Consider the following 13,394-nt stretch of genomic DNA (forward strand, 5'->3'; position numbering starts at 1 on the left):
GGATCCACCGTGCAGTTCGTTTCCGTCCGCGTGATCACCCATGATGTCGCCCGCCTCGCCGGGTTCTACGAGAAGGCGACCGGCCTCGCCGCGCGATGGCGTTCCGAGCAGTTCGCCGAACTCGTCGGCCCGTCGTGCACCTTGGCGATCGGCAGCGCCGAGACGATGAGGCTGTTCGGCGCGGGCGCCGCGGTGCCCGAGTCGAACCGCACCGCGATCCTCGAGTTCCGCGTCGAGGACGTCGACCGGGAGTACGAGCGGCTGGCCGACCTGGCCGAAATCGTGCAGGAGCCGACCACGATGCCGTGGGGGAACCGGTCGCTGCTGTTCCGCGACCCCGACGGCAACCTGGTCAACTACTTCACGCCGAGTGCCCCGTAGTTCCGGACGAACGCGGTCAGCAGCCGCGCGAACTCGCGGCGGTCGTCGTCCGTCCAGTCCGCCATCGCCTCGGCGAACACCGAGCGGCGGAATTCGTGCATACGCGTCACTTCGGCGCGGCCGGTCTCGGTGAGCACGAGGACGGCGCGGCGGCCGTCGCGCTGATCGGCTTCGCGCCGGAGGAAACCGTCCTCGACGGCGCGGGCGACGAGGCGGCTGGCCCGCGGCTGGTCGATGGTCAGCGCCGCCGCGAGGCTGGTGACGGTCCCGGGTTCGCCGCTCTCCTCGGCCGCCTCGACGGCGTCGAGAAGCCCCTGGATCGCTTGGTCCGGCATCGTTTCGGCGCGGTCGCGGGCGAGTTTCGACAGCGATCGCCTCGCCTGGCTCCGCCGGATGGCGATCATCGCGCGTTCCACGTCGGCCACGGCGTCCGTCATTACCCATCCCCATCAAGTGCATGTATTTTTACATGTAGTTGTCGTCTACCTGAGGGAGTATCCATGAAACCCATCGGATTCTGGTTCGCCCACCTTCATCAGGCGCTCGAATCCTCCTTTGAGCGGATCCTCGACGACGAAGGACTGACCCGCCGTCACTGGCAGGTCCTGAACACCGCCGACAGCGAAGCACTGAAGCCGTTTGGAGACCTTCAGAAAACCATCTCCGACCTGCGCGTTCGCGGCTGGATCGACGAGGGCGGCCTGACCGAAGCCGGCCGGGCGGCACAGCTCCGGCTGAAAGCCACGGTCGACGCGTTCCGTTCGCGCGTGACGGAGGGCATCAGCGACGACGACTACCGGACAACGGTCACCGTGCTCGAGCGGATGGCGGCCAACCTCGCGCGGGAATAAGGCGAAGCGGGGCGACGTCGTCTATCCTGGTAGTTGAAAGTTCAAACACCTGGAGCTGACATGACGCCGGTGCTCTATCTCAGCCACGGCGCGCCGCCGCTCGCCGACGACGCCACCTGGACCCGCCAGCTCGCCGGCTGGTCCGCGGACCTCGAGAAGCCGAAGGCGATCCTCGTCGTCTCGGCGCACTGGGAAGAGGCACCGCTGACCCTCGGCACCACCACCACGGTGCCGCTGGTCTACGACTTCTGGGGTTTCCCGGATCGCTACTACCAGGTGGACTACGCCGCGCCCGGCGCTCCCGAGCTGGCGGACAAGGTGCGGAAACTCCTGCGCTCGTCCCAGACGCCGGTGCACGACGCGCCCGATCGCGGCCTCGACCATGGCGCGTACGTCCCGCTCGTGGAGATGTACCCGGACGCCGACATCCCGGTGCTGCAGGTGTCCATGCCGTCGCTGGACCCGCGAGAGCTGTTCGACCTCGGCCGGAAGCTCGCGCCGCTGCGCGACGAAGGCGTGCTGATCATCGGCAGCGGCTTCTTCACCCACAACCTGAGCGCGATGAGCCAGACCGACGGCACCGACGGGACGCCACCGTCGTGGTCGAGCGAATTCGACCACTGGGGTGCGGAAACCCTGCGCCAGGGCGACCTCGACGCACTGCTGGACTTCCAGCACAAGGCACCCGCCGCGGCCATCGCGCACCCCAGGATCGAACACTTCGCACCACTGTTCGTTTCGCTCGGCGCAAGCTCTTCGGAGGGGAAAGGCGAGACCGTCATCGACGGCTACTGGCACGGTCTCGCCAAGCGTTCCCTCCAATTCGGCTAACGGGATCGAAGGACGCCGGCGCCGGCCACCAGACCGAGCGCCAGCACCGTGACCACCGCGAACGACACGGTCAGCGACGTCAGGTCGGCGATCCCGCCGATCAGCGACGGCGCCACGAGACCCGACGAATAGGTGATGGTCGCGACGCCCGCGATCGACTGGCTCGGCGTCGGCCCGCTGCGTCCTGCCGCCGCGAAGGCGAGTGGCACGACGACGGAGACGCCGAGCCCGATCAGCGCGAAACCGGCCATCGCCATCACCGGATGGGCGGCGAAGACGACCAGCAGCCCGCCCGCGGTCGCGAAGGCACCACCCGCGCGGACGGTGCTGACCGAGCCGAAGCGCCGCACCAGCGCGTCGCCGGAGAGGCGGGCGATCGCCATCGTGCAGGTGAACGCGGTGGTCGACGCCGCCGCGATCCCCGGCGAGGTGCCGAGGACGTCACGCAGGTAGACGGCGGACCAGTCAAGGCTCGCCCCTTCGGCGAAGACTGCGCAGAACGCGACCGCACCGATGATCACAGCCGACTTCGGCGGCAGCGCGAACCTCGGCGGCGGGTGCTCGTCCGGTGCGCTGCGGACGTCGAAGACGCCCTGGCAGATCAGCGCGCCGGCGACGGTGAGCACGGCCGACGCGATCGCGAAGTGGAGCCGGGCGTCCATCCCGGCGTGCGCGGCGAGCGTGCCCGCGGCGGAGCCGACGAGCGCGCCCGTGGTCCACATGCCGTGCAGCCCCGACATGACCGACTTGCCCATCTTCTCCTCGACGTCGACGCCGAGGGCGTTCATCAGCACGTCCGACGTGCCGGCCGCGGTGCCCATGACGAACAGCGCGAGGCACAGCGTGAAGAGGTTTCCCGCCAGTGACGGGAGGATCAGCGCCAGCGTCCAGTACGCGAGCAGCAGCCGGAGCCCCAGCCTGCCCCCGAGCCGGTGCCCGATCCGCGCGGCGAGCGGCATGGTGAGCGAGGCGCCGATGGCGGGGAAGGCGAGCGCGAGACCGAGCTGGCCCGCGCTGATCCCCGCGTGCTCCTGGATCCACGGGATCCGGGTGGCGAAACTGCCGGTCACCGCGCCGTGCACGGCGAAGACGGCGGCGATGGCGATCCGCGCCTGCCGCACCCGCCGCGTCGGCCCGCCGACGGTTTCCACTGTGTTGGTCACTGGGCCCCCAAGGTCCATGAGACGACTCGACGGGCGTCAGCGTAAACTATCAGGAAGGGAACCTGATAATTAATTCTGGGAGGATCTGCCGGTGAGTGTCATCCGGATGCCGTCCGCCTCCCCGAGCACGGCGCGTGCCATCAACGACCGCCTCGCCCTCGACCTGCTTCACCGCGAAGGCTCACTGACGGCCGCCCAGCTCAAGACGTTGACCGGGCTGTCGCGGCCGACGGTGGCGGACCTCGTCGAACGCCTGCAGGACGCCGGGCTGATCGAGGTCGTCGGCGAGGCGGGCGCGGAACGCCGCGGCCCGAACGCGAAGTTGTACGGCATCGTCGCCGAACGCGCGTACCTCGCCGGCCTCGACGTTCGCACCCACGGCGTGGCCGTCTCGGTCGCGGACCTGCTCGGCCGGACCCGAGCGGAGGCCTCGCTGCCGTTCGACCTGGACGTCGACACCGACGTGGCCGTCGAGCGGGCGATCGCGCTGCTGGAGAACACCACCGCGGCGGCGGGCGCGACCGAGCTGCACACGATCGCCGTCGGCGCTCCTGGGCTCGTCGACCCGGCGACCGGCGGCCTGCGGCACGCCGGGGGATTGCCCGCGTGGCACGGGAAACTCGTCGACGAACTCAGGCGACGGCTCGGTGTCCCGGTGCTGCTGGAAAACGAGGTCAACCTCGCGGCCGCCGCCGAACAGCGGCTCGGCGCCGCCCGCGACCGGGACACGTTCGTCCTGCTGTGGCTGGGTTTCGGAGTCGGCGCGGCCGTCGTCCTCGACGGTTCGCTGCGGCGGGGCGCGTCGGGCGGCGCGGGGGAGATCGGGTTCCTGCCGATGCTGGGCCCCGGACGGCTGCCGACGGCGACCGACTGCGACGGCGGCTTCCACACTTTGGCGGGCAGCGCCGCGATCTGCGAACTCGCCCGCGCGCACGGCATCCCGGCTTGGCCGGCCGACAACGCCGAAGCGGCCGAAGCGGCTGTCGGATACGCGATCGACGCGAACGCCGAGGCGTTCCTGGAGGTCGTCGCGGAGCGGATCGCGATCGGCGCCGCCGCGGTCACCGCGGTCCTGGACCCGGGCTTTCTCGTGCTGGGCGGGGAGATCGGGCGCGCCGGCGGTGAAGCGCTGGCGGCCAGGGTGAGCCGTCGGCTCTCGGAGATCTCGCCGCTGCGGACCGAGGTCCGGGCGGGCACCGTCGGCGGGAGCGCGGTGCTGGAAGGTGCGGTGCTGACGGCGATGGGCGCGGCACAGGACGCGCTGTTCACCCCGGGATCCGACTAGCGCGGCGAACTCGCGTGATCGGGGGCATAACACAAAAAAGGAAGCGGGCCCGGGAGTGTCTCCCGGGCCCGCTTCGGTTCATTCAGTGGCGTTAGCCGACTGGCAGGTTCACATGGTGTGGAACTTCTTGCCGGTCAGGGTGCCGATGAAACGCTGGAACATGCTCAGCGGCGACGAGTCGACGCCGGCCAGAGCCGGGACCTGCGCGGTCGGCATCGCCGGGGTGCTGTTCACGGCGGGCAGGGTGCCCGTCGTGGGCAGCTGCACCGGCAGCGCGCCCGCGGTCGGCAGCGCGCCCGCGGTGGGCAGGTTGCCGGCGGCCGGGAGCTGCACCGGCAGCTTGCCCGTGGTGGGCAGGCCGTTGGTCAGCGCCGGGAGGGTCGGCAGCTGGGCGACCTTGGGCGCGTCCGCACGAGCGGCGTCACCGGGCAGACCCGGGGTCTTCGGCAGAGCCGGGAGACCGGGCAGGCCGGGGGTGCCGGGCAGCTCGGGCAGTTCCGACTTCGGCAGCGTCGCCGGGACGGTCTGCAGCTGCTTCAGCGCGGTCAGGCCGGCCACCTGCACGGGCAGGGTGGCCACCTGGGGACCGTCGGCGCGGGCGCCACCGATCGCCGGGGTGGTCGGCAGGGTGCCGGCACCGTTCAGCGACGGAACCGCGGGAGCCGCGGGCAGAGCCGCCGCACCGAAGGGCAGCGTCGGCAGCGCGTCGATCGGCATCTCCGAACCGACCGCGTCGGTGAAGGCGCGGCTGTGGTCCTCGCCGTTGATCTCGGTCAGGTCCGTGGTGGTCGACTCCGCGATGGCCAGCACCGGGATCTCGTGGCTGTCCAGCGGGATCACGAAGATGAACGGGTGGTGGAAGTTGAACCCGGAAAGGGCCTCTCCGCTGCCGTCCGTGACGCTGTCGCCGCCGACCTGGCCGAGGGTGACGTTGTCCGACGTGGTCTTCGAAACGCCACCGAGCGCGGCGATCGCGTTGCCGAACAGCTTGGTGTCGACGGCGGTCGGCAGGTCGAGGATGTTGCCCGAGAGCGATCCGTCGAGGCCCGAGGTCTCGACGTCCCCGCCCGAAGCAGCGTCGATGGTGTCGGTGCCCTGAGCGGTGCCGATACCCGCGACCGAAACCGCGTCGTGCGCGAACGGCACCAGCGGCAGGAGCTGCGGGCCGACGATGTTGCCCGCGACCGCGCCGTTGTCACCGTTGGTGGTGGCGTCGCCACCGGCGGACGACACGACGTCGTTGACGCTGGTGCCCTCGGCGATACCCGCACCGGCCACGCCGTGACCCGTGATCGGGACGGCGCCACCGATCGGCGACTGGACGATGTTGCCCGCCAGCGCGCCGTTCTCACCGGTGGCGGTGGCGTCGCCACCCGCGTTGGAGTCGGTCAGGTTCGAGCCGGTGCCCGAAGCGATACCGCCGAGCACGGCGCCGAAGTTGTGCGCCTGGACCGGCAGGGAGACCGGGCCGTAGACCAGGTTGCCCGAGCCCGCGCCACCGTCACCGGTCGCGTGGACGTCGCCGCCCGCGTTGGAGGTGGTGTCACCGTCGGCGGCACCGTGGCCCTGCCCGATGAACGCGCCACCGATCCCGAACGCCTGCACCGGCAGCGAAACCGGCACGGTGCCCAGGTTGGAGCTGAGGAAGCCGTTGTCGTCGGCGGTGTTCCCGCCGCCGCCACCGGAGACGACCTTGGTCTCCTCGGCCGAGGCGGTGCTCTGCCCGATGAACGAGCCACCGACGCCGAAGATCTCGGCCGGAACGGCGGCCGGGACCTGGATGATGTTGCCAGAGCCGGACGAGTCGTTGCCGGTGGTGCCGTCGTACGCACCCGCGGTCACGGTCTTCGTCTCGGACGCCTCGGCGGTCGCCTGTCCGATGTGCGAGCCGGCGACGCCGAACACCTCGGGGGCCAGCGCGGCCTGGGTGTTGACGATGTTGCCCGCCAGGGTGGAGTCGTCACCCGTGGTGTGGCTGCCGTTGCCGGCGTTCGCGTCGACGGTGTTCTCGCACGAGGCGACGTTGGCGCCGCCGATGTAGGTGCCCGCGACGCAGGTCACCTCGACGGGAGCGGCCACGGCCGGGTCGACGATGTTGCCGCCACCGGCGGAGCCTTCGCCCTCGGTGCTGACGAAGCCACCGGCGTCGACGGTGCTGGACTGGCTGGTCCCGCCCTCCGTGCCGGTGTTCGCGAGGCCGATCCAGCTGGCGGCCACGCCGCCGACGTTCGCGACGTCCGCGGTCTGCGGCACGATCGCGTTACCACCGACGGCCGAGTTCTCGCCCTCGGTCTGCACGTAGCTGGGGACGTCGCTCCAGCCGGGGGTGGTGTCACCGGCGGTGGCGTCCGCCGACGAGCTGCTGTTGGAGTTCGCGAGCGAACCCCACGCGGCGGCCGCGTTGTCGTTGAACTTCACCGGGAGGGCGATCGGCACCGCGCCGACGTTGCCGCCGAGGGCGGAGTCGTCACCGTCGGTCTCGACCCAGCCGCCGGAGGTGGCCTCGGTCTCGGCCTCGTAGCCGGAGCTGTTGGCGTTGCCGATGATCCAGGACGCGGCGTTGCCGGTGACCTGGACCGGGGTGGCGAACTGGCCTGCCACCACGTTGCCGGACAGGGCGGAGCCCTCGCCGTCGGTGGTGATGTTGCCGGTCTCGGTGGTGCTCTGGCTGGCGGAACCGCCGACCACGCGGCCGGTGCCGCCGGCGAGCCCGCCGCCGTTGCCGGCGATCTGCACGGGCAGCGCCCAGTCGAGGGACACGACGTTCCCGGCGAGGCTGGAGTCCTCACCGGTGGTCTCGACGTCCTGGTTGTGCGACCAGGTCTGGTCGTGGGTGCCACCCTCGACCTCGGCGTCGCCGATCACGCCGATGGCGTTGTCGACGATCTGGATCGGGACGACGACGTCACCGACCACCTTGTTGCCCTTGAGGATGTCGTCCGTGGTGGTGAAGCCACCCTCGGTCATCCCACCGCTGACCTGACGGGCCGAGTCCTTGGCGGCCAGCGGCGCGGGGACGGCGCCGGTGGACGGGAGGGACGGAAGCCCTCCGCCGATGCCGTCCGTGCCGCTGCCCGGCGAGGAAGCCGAGTCCAGCGCGTCCGAGACGGGCTTGGTGACGGCCTTGGTGCTGATCTCGCCCTCGTAGCCGGGGAGGTCGGCCTGGCCGAGGGGCGTGCCAACGGCGTTGTTGTCGATCTGGACGGGAACGGTGACGTTCGCGTCGAGCGGCGAGGCCGGGGTGTCGGGGTTGACGTGTTCGTCAGCCGAGGCGATGCCGGTGCCCAGCATCAACAACCCACCCGTGACCAACGCGGTCTGGAGTCCGCGCTTTGCCCAGGATTGCATGGGGTTTTTCTCCTTCATTTCGGGTTCCCTTTCGGGTTCGAGGAGGTGCCTTCGAACAGGCACCAGAGGGGGGTGGAGCGATCGCGGGCGCACAAAAGCGCACCGCCGTTTCGCGGGGGGATCAGGAGCGGACGCGAAGCCAAGCCCGGAATCGGGAGGCGTGAGGCGCGTCGGCTACCCCGCGGAGGGAGGTGTTCAGTCGGGAGTGACGCCGGGCTGCGAGCCCGGGGTGAGCGGCATGTACCGCGTGCCTGCCAGCGCGTAGCCGGTCAGGGAACGCTCGACGGCGGCGGCGACCCAGGCGGGAACGCCGTGGGTCAGGCCGTCGAGGTGACCACCGGGGGCGGTGCCGCCGCCGGGGACAGTCGGGAAGGAAGGCGCGGCGGGAAGCGGCGCCGGGGTGAGCGGACGCGGGAAGTCACCGCGGTGACCGTCACGCGACGGGGCGTCCTCGACCTGATCGAAGGCACCGTGCTGCTGCACGACGGCCGGCATCGGGAGGACGGTTTCGAGGGAAGCGGGGAACTGGGTCGTCGCCAGCTGCGCGAAGTCGGTGATCTGCTCACCGGCGCCGACGGTGTCCAGCGGTGACTCGGGGTTCACCGGGGTTTCGCCGACCGGCAGCTCCGGGACGAGGTCGCCGTGTCCGTTCGGGTCGAGGAGATCCCAGACCTTGCGGCCGAAGTCCGGCGACGGGGCGATGGTCTCGTCCAGCACCTGGCGGGTGTCCTGGGGCTTGCGCACGATGTGCTCGACGGCGCCGAGGGTGCGCTTGACCGGGGTGACCACCGAGTCGTCCGCGAAGTCGGTGACCGCGTCGCTGACGCGCGTCGAGACCTCGTGCCGGTCGGCGCGGAGGTCGCCGCAGTGGTGCTTCGCGGAAGCGGACTCGTTCTCGGTGGGCATCGACCACGTGGTGGCGTCCTGCTGGCCGCCGCCGCACATCGCACCGGCGACGTCACCCGCGAACTTCGACGCGCCATGGGAGACGTCGGTCAAACCGGCCGCGGTGGCGTCGGTGACCGGGGTGACGCTGGTTTCGGGAGTGGAGACCACCGGGGCGATGTCCGCGGAAGCGGAAGCGCCCGAAGCGGCCCACGCGACGGCGGAACCGGCGACGGCGCCGCCGAGCACGAACAGCGCACGCGAAGCGAGACGGCCGAAGCGCGCCGCGCCCCGCCCCTCGTTCTTCGCCGCGTTCGTCACTCGGTCTCCTGTCGCGTCGGTATGCCGTTCGTGGTTGCGGGACCGAGGTAAGCAAAGTGCGGAAGGCCCGCGCGACTTTGAACCACCTTGATGGCACGATCGTGTGAAGAACACACGGTGTAGCCCGAAATCACGATGCGTGATCAAGGCTGGCGGAGCCCGGTTACTCCAGAGTTGATCCGCAGGTGGTGTGTCAAGCGTCGCATCGGGCGAATTCGCCCCGTGCGCGTCGCCCGGAATGGCCGGGAAACGTCGCCTCGGACCGATACGGTGGGCGCGTGAGCGAGCCCCAGCGCAAACAGCCGGAATTCGACCCGGCGAATCCGTTCCTCTCCGAGTCCACCGAAGACGTGACCAACCTGGTGCCCCGCGGGCTGCGGATCGGCGCGGCGTTGTCGTGGCGTTTCATCGTGGTGATCGCCGCGCTCTACGTCATCGTGTTCCTGATCGGCTATCTGTCGGTCGTCGTGATCCCGTTGTCGATCGCGCTGCTGCTCGCCGCGCTGCTCGCGCCGGCGGTCTCCAAGCTGACGACGCTGAGATTCCCTCGCGGGCTCGCGGCCGGGATAGTGCTGATCGCCGGGCTCGCCGTCCTCGGCGGGCTGCTGACGTTCGTCGTCGCGCAGTTCTCCTCCGGCCTGCCCGAACTGCAGAAGCAGCTGACGGAGAGCCTCAACCAGATCAAGGTCTGGCTCATCGACGGGCCGCTGCACCTTCGCCAGGAGCAGATCCAGGAGTTCATCAACCAGGCGATCAGCTTCCTGCAGAACAACCAGGCGTCGATCACCACGACCGCGCTCACCACCGCGGGCACGGTCGGCGAGATCGTCACCGGTTTCATCCTGACGCTGTTCATCCTCATCTTCTTCCTCTCCGGCGGCGATCAGATCTGGAAGTTCCTGGTCCGCGGTGTGCCTGGCCGCGTGCGGAACCGGGTCGACGTCGCCGGGCGGCGCGGTTTCGCGTCGCTGGTCAGCTACGTGCGCGCGACCGCGGCGGTGGCCGTGGTCGACGCGGTCGGCATCGGCATCGGGCTGGCGATCGTCGGCGTCCCGCTGGTGATCCCGCTGGCGACGCTGGTGTTCCTCGGCGCCTTCATCCCGATCATCGGCGCCGTGATCGCGGGCGCGGTCGCGGTGCTGATCGCGCTGGTGACGAAGGGCATCGTCGGCGCGCTGATCGTGCTGGCCATCGTCATCGGCGTCATGCAGCTGGAAAGCCACGTGCTGCAGCCGATCCTGCTCGGCCGCGCGGTGAAGCTGCACCCGCTCGCCGTCGTGCTCGCGATCACCGCCGGTCTCGTCACCGCCGGGATCGCCGGCGCGCTGCTCTCGGTGCCGCTGCTCGCGGTGCTCAACGCGGGGATCCGGTCGCTGCTCCACGAACACGATCCCGATCCGGCCGAGATCGACGTCCTGCGGGATCAGGCGGCACAACCGAACGATGCCGGGGAAGAGTCCGAAGCCAAGTCATGACCGAGACCCCGCTCTGGCGCGCCGTCTCGGCGCTCGGCACGCGGGACCCGGCCACTCCGCTGTGGCGCGGGGTGATCGTGCTTCGCGTGACGACGCTGCTCTTCGCGCTCGGCTCGTTCGTCGTCCATTACGACGGCTACGCGAACAAGTGGCTGGCGTGGACGTCGTTCGGCGCGATGACGGTGTGGACGATCGTCAGCAGCGTGTTGTACGCGCGGCCGTCGAGCCGCTGGCCGTGGCTGGTGGGCGTCGATCTCGCGCTCACCGTCGCCGTCATGTTCACGTCGGCGTGGATCCTGACCCCCGCGCAGTTCGACGCCAACATCCCGCTCATCACGACGGTGTGGGCGGCGGTCCCGCCCGCGGCCGCCGGCACGCGGTTCGGCGCGGTCGGCGGGGTGCTCGCCGGACTGGTGGTCTCGGTGGTCACCGGCCTGGTGCGCTGGCGGTTCGACGTCGACGTCGCGCGGGACGGCTTCCTGCTGACCGCGAGCGGGTTCGTGATCGGTCTGGCCGCCACGATGGCGCGCCGGTCGGCGGACGCGCTGACCAGGGCGTTGCGGATGGAAGCCGCGACGGCCGAACGGGAGCGGCTCGCCCGTTCGATCCACGACAGCGTCCTCCAGGTGCTCGCCAGGGTGCGCAAACGCGGCGCCGAATTCGGCGGGGAGGCCGCCGAGCTGGCGAAACTGGCCGGTGAGCAGGAGATCGCGCTGCGCGCGCTGGTCACCACCGAGCCGACACATCCGAGCGAGAACGGGACCACCGACCTCCGTGCCGCGCTGCAGCTGCTCGCGACGCCGTCGGTGCAGGTCTCGACGCCCGCGGGCGAGGTCCAGCTGCCCGAACACGTGACGTCGGAGCTGGTGGCCGTGGCGCGCGAGGCGCTGTCGAACGTCGAGAAACACGCGGGCGAAGAGGCGCACGCCTGGGTGCTGCTGGAGGACCTCGGCACCGAGGTCGTCGTCAGCGTTCGCGACGACGGGCCGGGAATCGCGCCCGGCGTTTTGGAACGCGCGGCGGCCGAGGGACATCTAGGTATCGCGGAGTCCATCAAGGGGCGCGTGCGGGATCTGGGCGGAAGTGCCGCCCTGGACACCGCGCCCGGCCAGGGCACGGAATGGGAAATCAAGGTTCCAGTCGCGGCGAGGGGAAAGCGATGACCGATGAGGCTCAGGTCTCGGTGATGGTGGTCGACGATCATCCGATGTGGCGGGACGGGGTCGCGCGCGACCTGGCCGAGCACGGTTTCGACGTGCGGGCCACCGCGCCGGACGCGCCCGCCGCGGTGCGGATCGCGCGCACGGTCCGGCCCGACGTCGTGCTGATGGACCTCAACCTCGGCGAGACCTCTGGCGTCGACGCCACCCGCGAGATCACCTCGGAACTGCCGTCGACCAAGGTGCTGGTGCTGTCCGCGAGCGGCGAGCACAGCGACGTCCTCGAGGCGGTCAAGGCCGGGGCGTCCGGCTACCTGGTGAAATCGGCCTCGGCGAGCGAACTGGTGGACGCGGTCAAGCGGACCGCGGCGGGCGACCCGGTGTTCACCGCCGGACTAGCGGGGCTCGTGCTCGGCGAGTACCGCCGCATGGCCGACGCGCCGGACGACGGGCCGGCGCCGCCGCGGCTGACCGAACGCGAGACCGACGTCCTGCGCCTGGTCGCGAAGGGGATGACGGCGCGGCAGATCGCCGAGAAGCTGGTGCTCTCGCATCGGACGGTGGAGAACCACGTCCAGTCGACGCTGCGGAAACTCCAGCTGCACAACCGTGTCGAACTCGCTCGTTACGCCATCGAGCACGGGCTGGACGAGGAGTAGCTCAGCCCTGGGCGACGGCGACCACCCGCTGGTTCCGCTCGGCGGGCAACGGGGTCTTGACGACCGTCCAGCGCGGCCGGTCGAGCCGCCAGTTCGCGACGACGTCGGTCGCGATCACCAGGTCGTCGTTCTCGGTCCACTCGATCGCGACCCGTTTGAGGTCGGCCGCGATCGGCATCGCGGGCGCGTGTGTCCAGGTCAGCGTGTCGAGGGCGAGCACCCAGACGTCGGCCGTCTGCGTCGCCGTCCCCGCCCACGCGGGGTCGCCGAACAGCACGGCGACCCGGTAGCCGTCGCGGCTCGGCACCACCATGCCGGGCGTGCCGTCGGCCACCGGGCGGGAGACCCGGGTCCGTTGATCGTTGCGCAGGTCCAGGACGGAGAACTCGGTCAGTTCGGCCAGCAGCAGCCGCTCCTTGGTGATCGCCAGCACCCGGGGGAACTGGTGCACGGCGCGGCCGGTGGCGGGATCGATCAGCACGTCCTCGGCGCTCGCCGTCCCGCTGTTCACTGTGATCAGCAGCCCCTTCGGCACCTCTTGGCGCACGGCCGTCGTGCAGCTCGCCGGACGTCCGCGATCGCGTTCCGCGCCGAGCAGGGAGACGTACTGGAGGCGGCAGAGGTCGTTGCCGTCGTCGCGGATCAGCCAGACGCCGCTCTCGTCGGCCGACGGGGCGACGCTGCGGGCCTTGCCCAGCTTCCACGGCTGGTTCTCGGGGTCGCCGTAGACGAGCACTTCGGACGGCTCCAGGCACGACGGCCCGCAGCGCGCGGCCGACAACACGACCGGGAACTTGCCGACGCGGAGGACGTCGTTGACCCGGTCTCCGCCCGGAGCGCCGGGAAGCGGCGTGGTGGCGCCGGTGGCGGGATCGAGCACCGATGGCGGCGACGTCGACATGATCAGGCGGAACCCCGCGTAGTCCACCGATTCGCCTTCGAGTTTCGACGCAGGTGGGGGCGTCGGCACCGGGACGGCTTCCGGCGGATCTGCTTCGACGGTGCAACCGGCCAGCAGCAGGACAGCAGCCAGCA

At 70.7% G+C, this 13,394-nt stretch carries 12 protein-coding genes; 7 read left to right on the forward strand and 5 right to left on the reverse strand.

The genetic code is table 11. From position 1 onward, the window contains the following. Nucleotides 1–9: 9 nt before the first annotated feature. Entirely contained in the window at nucleotides 10–381 is a 372-nt protein-coding gene (locus tag ACFVM3_RS03830) for a VOC family protein (protein ID WP_378435261.1), read from the forward strand. Here ACFVM3_RS03830 and ACFVM3_RS03835 read toward each other — a convergent pair. After that, nucleotides 357–818, reverse strand: coding sequence for a MarR family winged helix-turn-helix transcriptional regulator (locus ACFVM3_RS03835; RefSeq protein ID WP_378435263.1), 462 nt, complete (start codon nucleotides 816–818; stop codon nucleotides 357–359). The genes ACFVM3_RS03830 and ACFVM3_RS03835 overlap by 25 nt on opposite strands. 63 nt (nucleotides 819–881) lie before the next feature. On the opposite strand from ACFVM3_RS03835, the gene ACFVM3_RS03840 reads away from it, so the two are divergent. Next, entirely contained in the window at nucleotides 882–1,232 is a 351-nt protein-coding gene (locus ACFVM3_RS03840; RefSeq protein ID WP_378435265.1) for a MarR family transcriptional regulator, read from the forward strand. A gap of 60 nt (nucleotides 1,233–1,292) precedes the next feature. Beyond that, nucleotides 1,293–2,063, forward strand: coding sequence for a dioxygenase (locus tag ACFVM3_RS03845; RefSeq protein ID WP_378435267.1), 771 nt, complete (start codon nucleotides 1,293–1,295; stop codon nucleotides 2,061–2,063). Here the strand turns inward: ACFVM3_RS03845 and ACFVM3_RS03850 are convergent. Further along, nucleotides 2,060–3,226 (reverse strand): MFS transporter, encoded by a 1,167-nt coding sequence (locus tag ACFVM3_RS03850; RefSeq protein WP_378435269.1) that lies wholly within the window; start codon nucleotides 3,224–3,226, stop codon nucleotides 2,060–2,062. The two genes, ACFVM3_RS03845 and ACFVM3_RS03850, sit on opposite strands and share 4 nt — an antisense overlap. 91 nt (nucleotides 3,227–3,317) lie before the next feature. Between ACFVM3_RS03850 and ACFVM3_RS03855 the strand changes: the two genes are divergently transcribed. Continuing rightward, nucleotides 3,318–4,511 carry an ROK family transcriptional regulator gene (locus ACFVM3_RS03855; RefSeq protein ID WP_378435271.1) on the forward strand — a complete coding sequence of 398 codons (1,194 nt, stop codon included), beginning with the start codon at nucleotides 3,318–3,320 and terminating at the stop codon, nucleotides 4,509–4,511. Between the two features lie 108 nt (nucleotides 4,512–4,619). Here the strand turns inward: ACFVM3_RS03855 and ACFVM3_RS03860 are convergent, their stop codons facing one another. Together ACFVM3_RS03860 and ACFVM3_RS03865 are read right to left on the reverse strand one after the other, a co-directional pair. Further along, nucleotides 4,620–7,859, reverse strand: a complete 3,240-nt coding sequence (locus ACFVM3_RS03860) for a PE-PGRS family protein (protein ID WP_378435273.1) — start codon at nucleotides 7,857–7,859, stop codon at nucleotides 4,620–4,622. 195 nt (nucleotides 7,860–8,054) lie between these two features. Beyond that, a complete protein-coding gene (locus ACFVM3_RS03865; protein WP_378435275.1) occupies nucleotides 8,055–9,065 on the reverse strand; it encodes a hypothetical protein in 1,011 nt (336 codons plus the stop codon). Nucleotides 9,066–9,343: 278 nt separating this feature from the next. Here ACFVM3_RS03865 and ACFVM3_RS03870 point away from each other — a divergent pair, with 278 nt between their 5' ends. Genes ACFVM3_RS03870 through ACFVM3_RS03880 form a run of 3 tightly spaced genes read left to right on the forward strand, consistent with a single transcriptional unit; the run spans nucleotide 9,344 to nucleotide 12,359 of the window. After that, complete coding sequence (locus ACFVM3_RS03870; protein ID WP_378435277.1) at nucleotides 9,344–10,540, forward strand: AI-2E family transporter; 1,197 nt, start codon at nucleotides 9,344–9,346, stop codon at nucleotides 10,538–10,540. Beyond that, nucleotides 10,537–11,703 (forward strand): MacS family sensor histidine kinase, encoded by a 1,167-nt coding sequence (macS, locus tag ACFVM3_RS03875; protein WP_378435279.1) that lies wholly within the window; start codon nucleotides 10,537–10,539, stop codon nucleotides 11,701–11,703. The genes ACFVM3_RS03870 and macS overlap by 4 nt, the downstream gene beginning before the upstream one ends. Next, the gene (locus ACFVM3_RS03880; RefSeq protein ID WP_378435281.1) at nucleotides 11,700–12,359 is read left to right on the forward strand and encodes a response regulator; all 660 of its coding nucleotides are present in this window, start codon (nucleotides 11,700–11,702) and stop codon (nucleotides 12,357–12,359) included. The genes macS and ACFVM3_RS03880 overlap by 4 nt, the downstream gene beginning before the upstream one ends. 1 nt (nucleotide 12,360) lies before the next feature. Here the strand turns inward: ACFVM3_RS03880 and ACFVM3_RS03885 are convergent, their stop codons facing one another. Then, entirely contained in the window at nucleotides 12,361–13,287 is a 927-nt protein-coding gene (locus tag ACFVM3_RS03885; RefSeq protein ID WP_378435283.1) for a hypothetical protein, read from the reverse strand. Between the last annotated feature and the right edge of the window lie 107 nt (nucleotides 13,288–13,394).

It is taken from the genome of Amycolatopsis sp. NPDC057786 (genome assembly GCF_042797905.1).
In the GTDB taxonomy this organism is placed as follows: Bacteria; Actinomycetota; Actinomycetes; order Mycobacteriales; family Pseudonocardiaceae; genus Amycolatopsis.

Bases quoted from the DNA above. Each gene is read 5' to 3' on its own strand.
- ACFVM3_RS03835 (WP_378435263.1), bottom strand. From the start codon at position 818: ATGACGGACGCCGTGGCCGACGTGGAACGCGCGATGATCGCCATCCGG.
- ACFVM3_RS03840 (WP_378435265.1), top strand. From the start codon at position 882: ATGAAACCCATCGGATTCTGGTTCGCCCACCTTCATCAGGCGCTCGAA.
- ACFVM3_RS03845 (WP_378435267.1), top strand. From the start codon at position 1,293: ATGACGCCGGTGCTCTATCTCAGCCACGGCGCGCCGCCGCTCGCCGAC.
- ACFVM3_RS03860 (WP_378435273.1), bottom strand. From the start codon at position 7,859: ATGCAATCCTGGGCAAAGCGCGGACTCCAGACCGCGTTGGTCACGGGT.
- macS (WP_378435279.1), top strand. From the start codon at position 10,537: ATGACCGAGACCCCGCTCTGGCGCGCCGTCTCGGCGCTCGGCACGCGG.
- ACFVM3_RS03880 (WP_378435281.1), top strand. From the start codon at position 11,700: ATGACCGATGAGGCTCAGGTCTCGGTGATGGTGGTCGACGATCATCCG.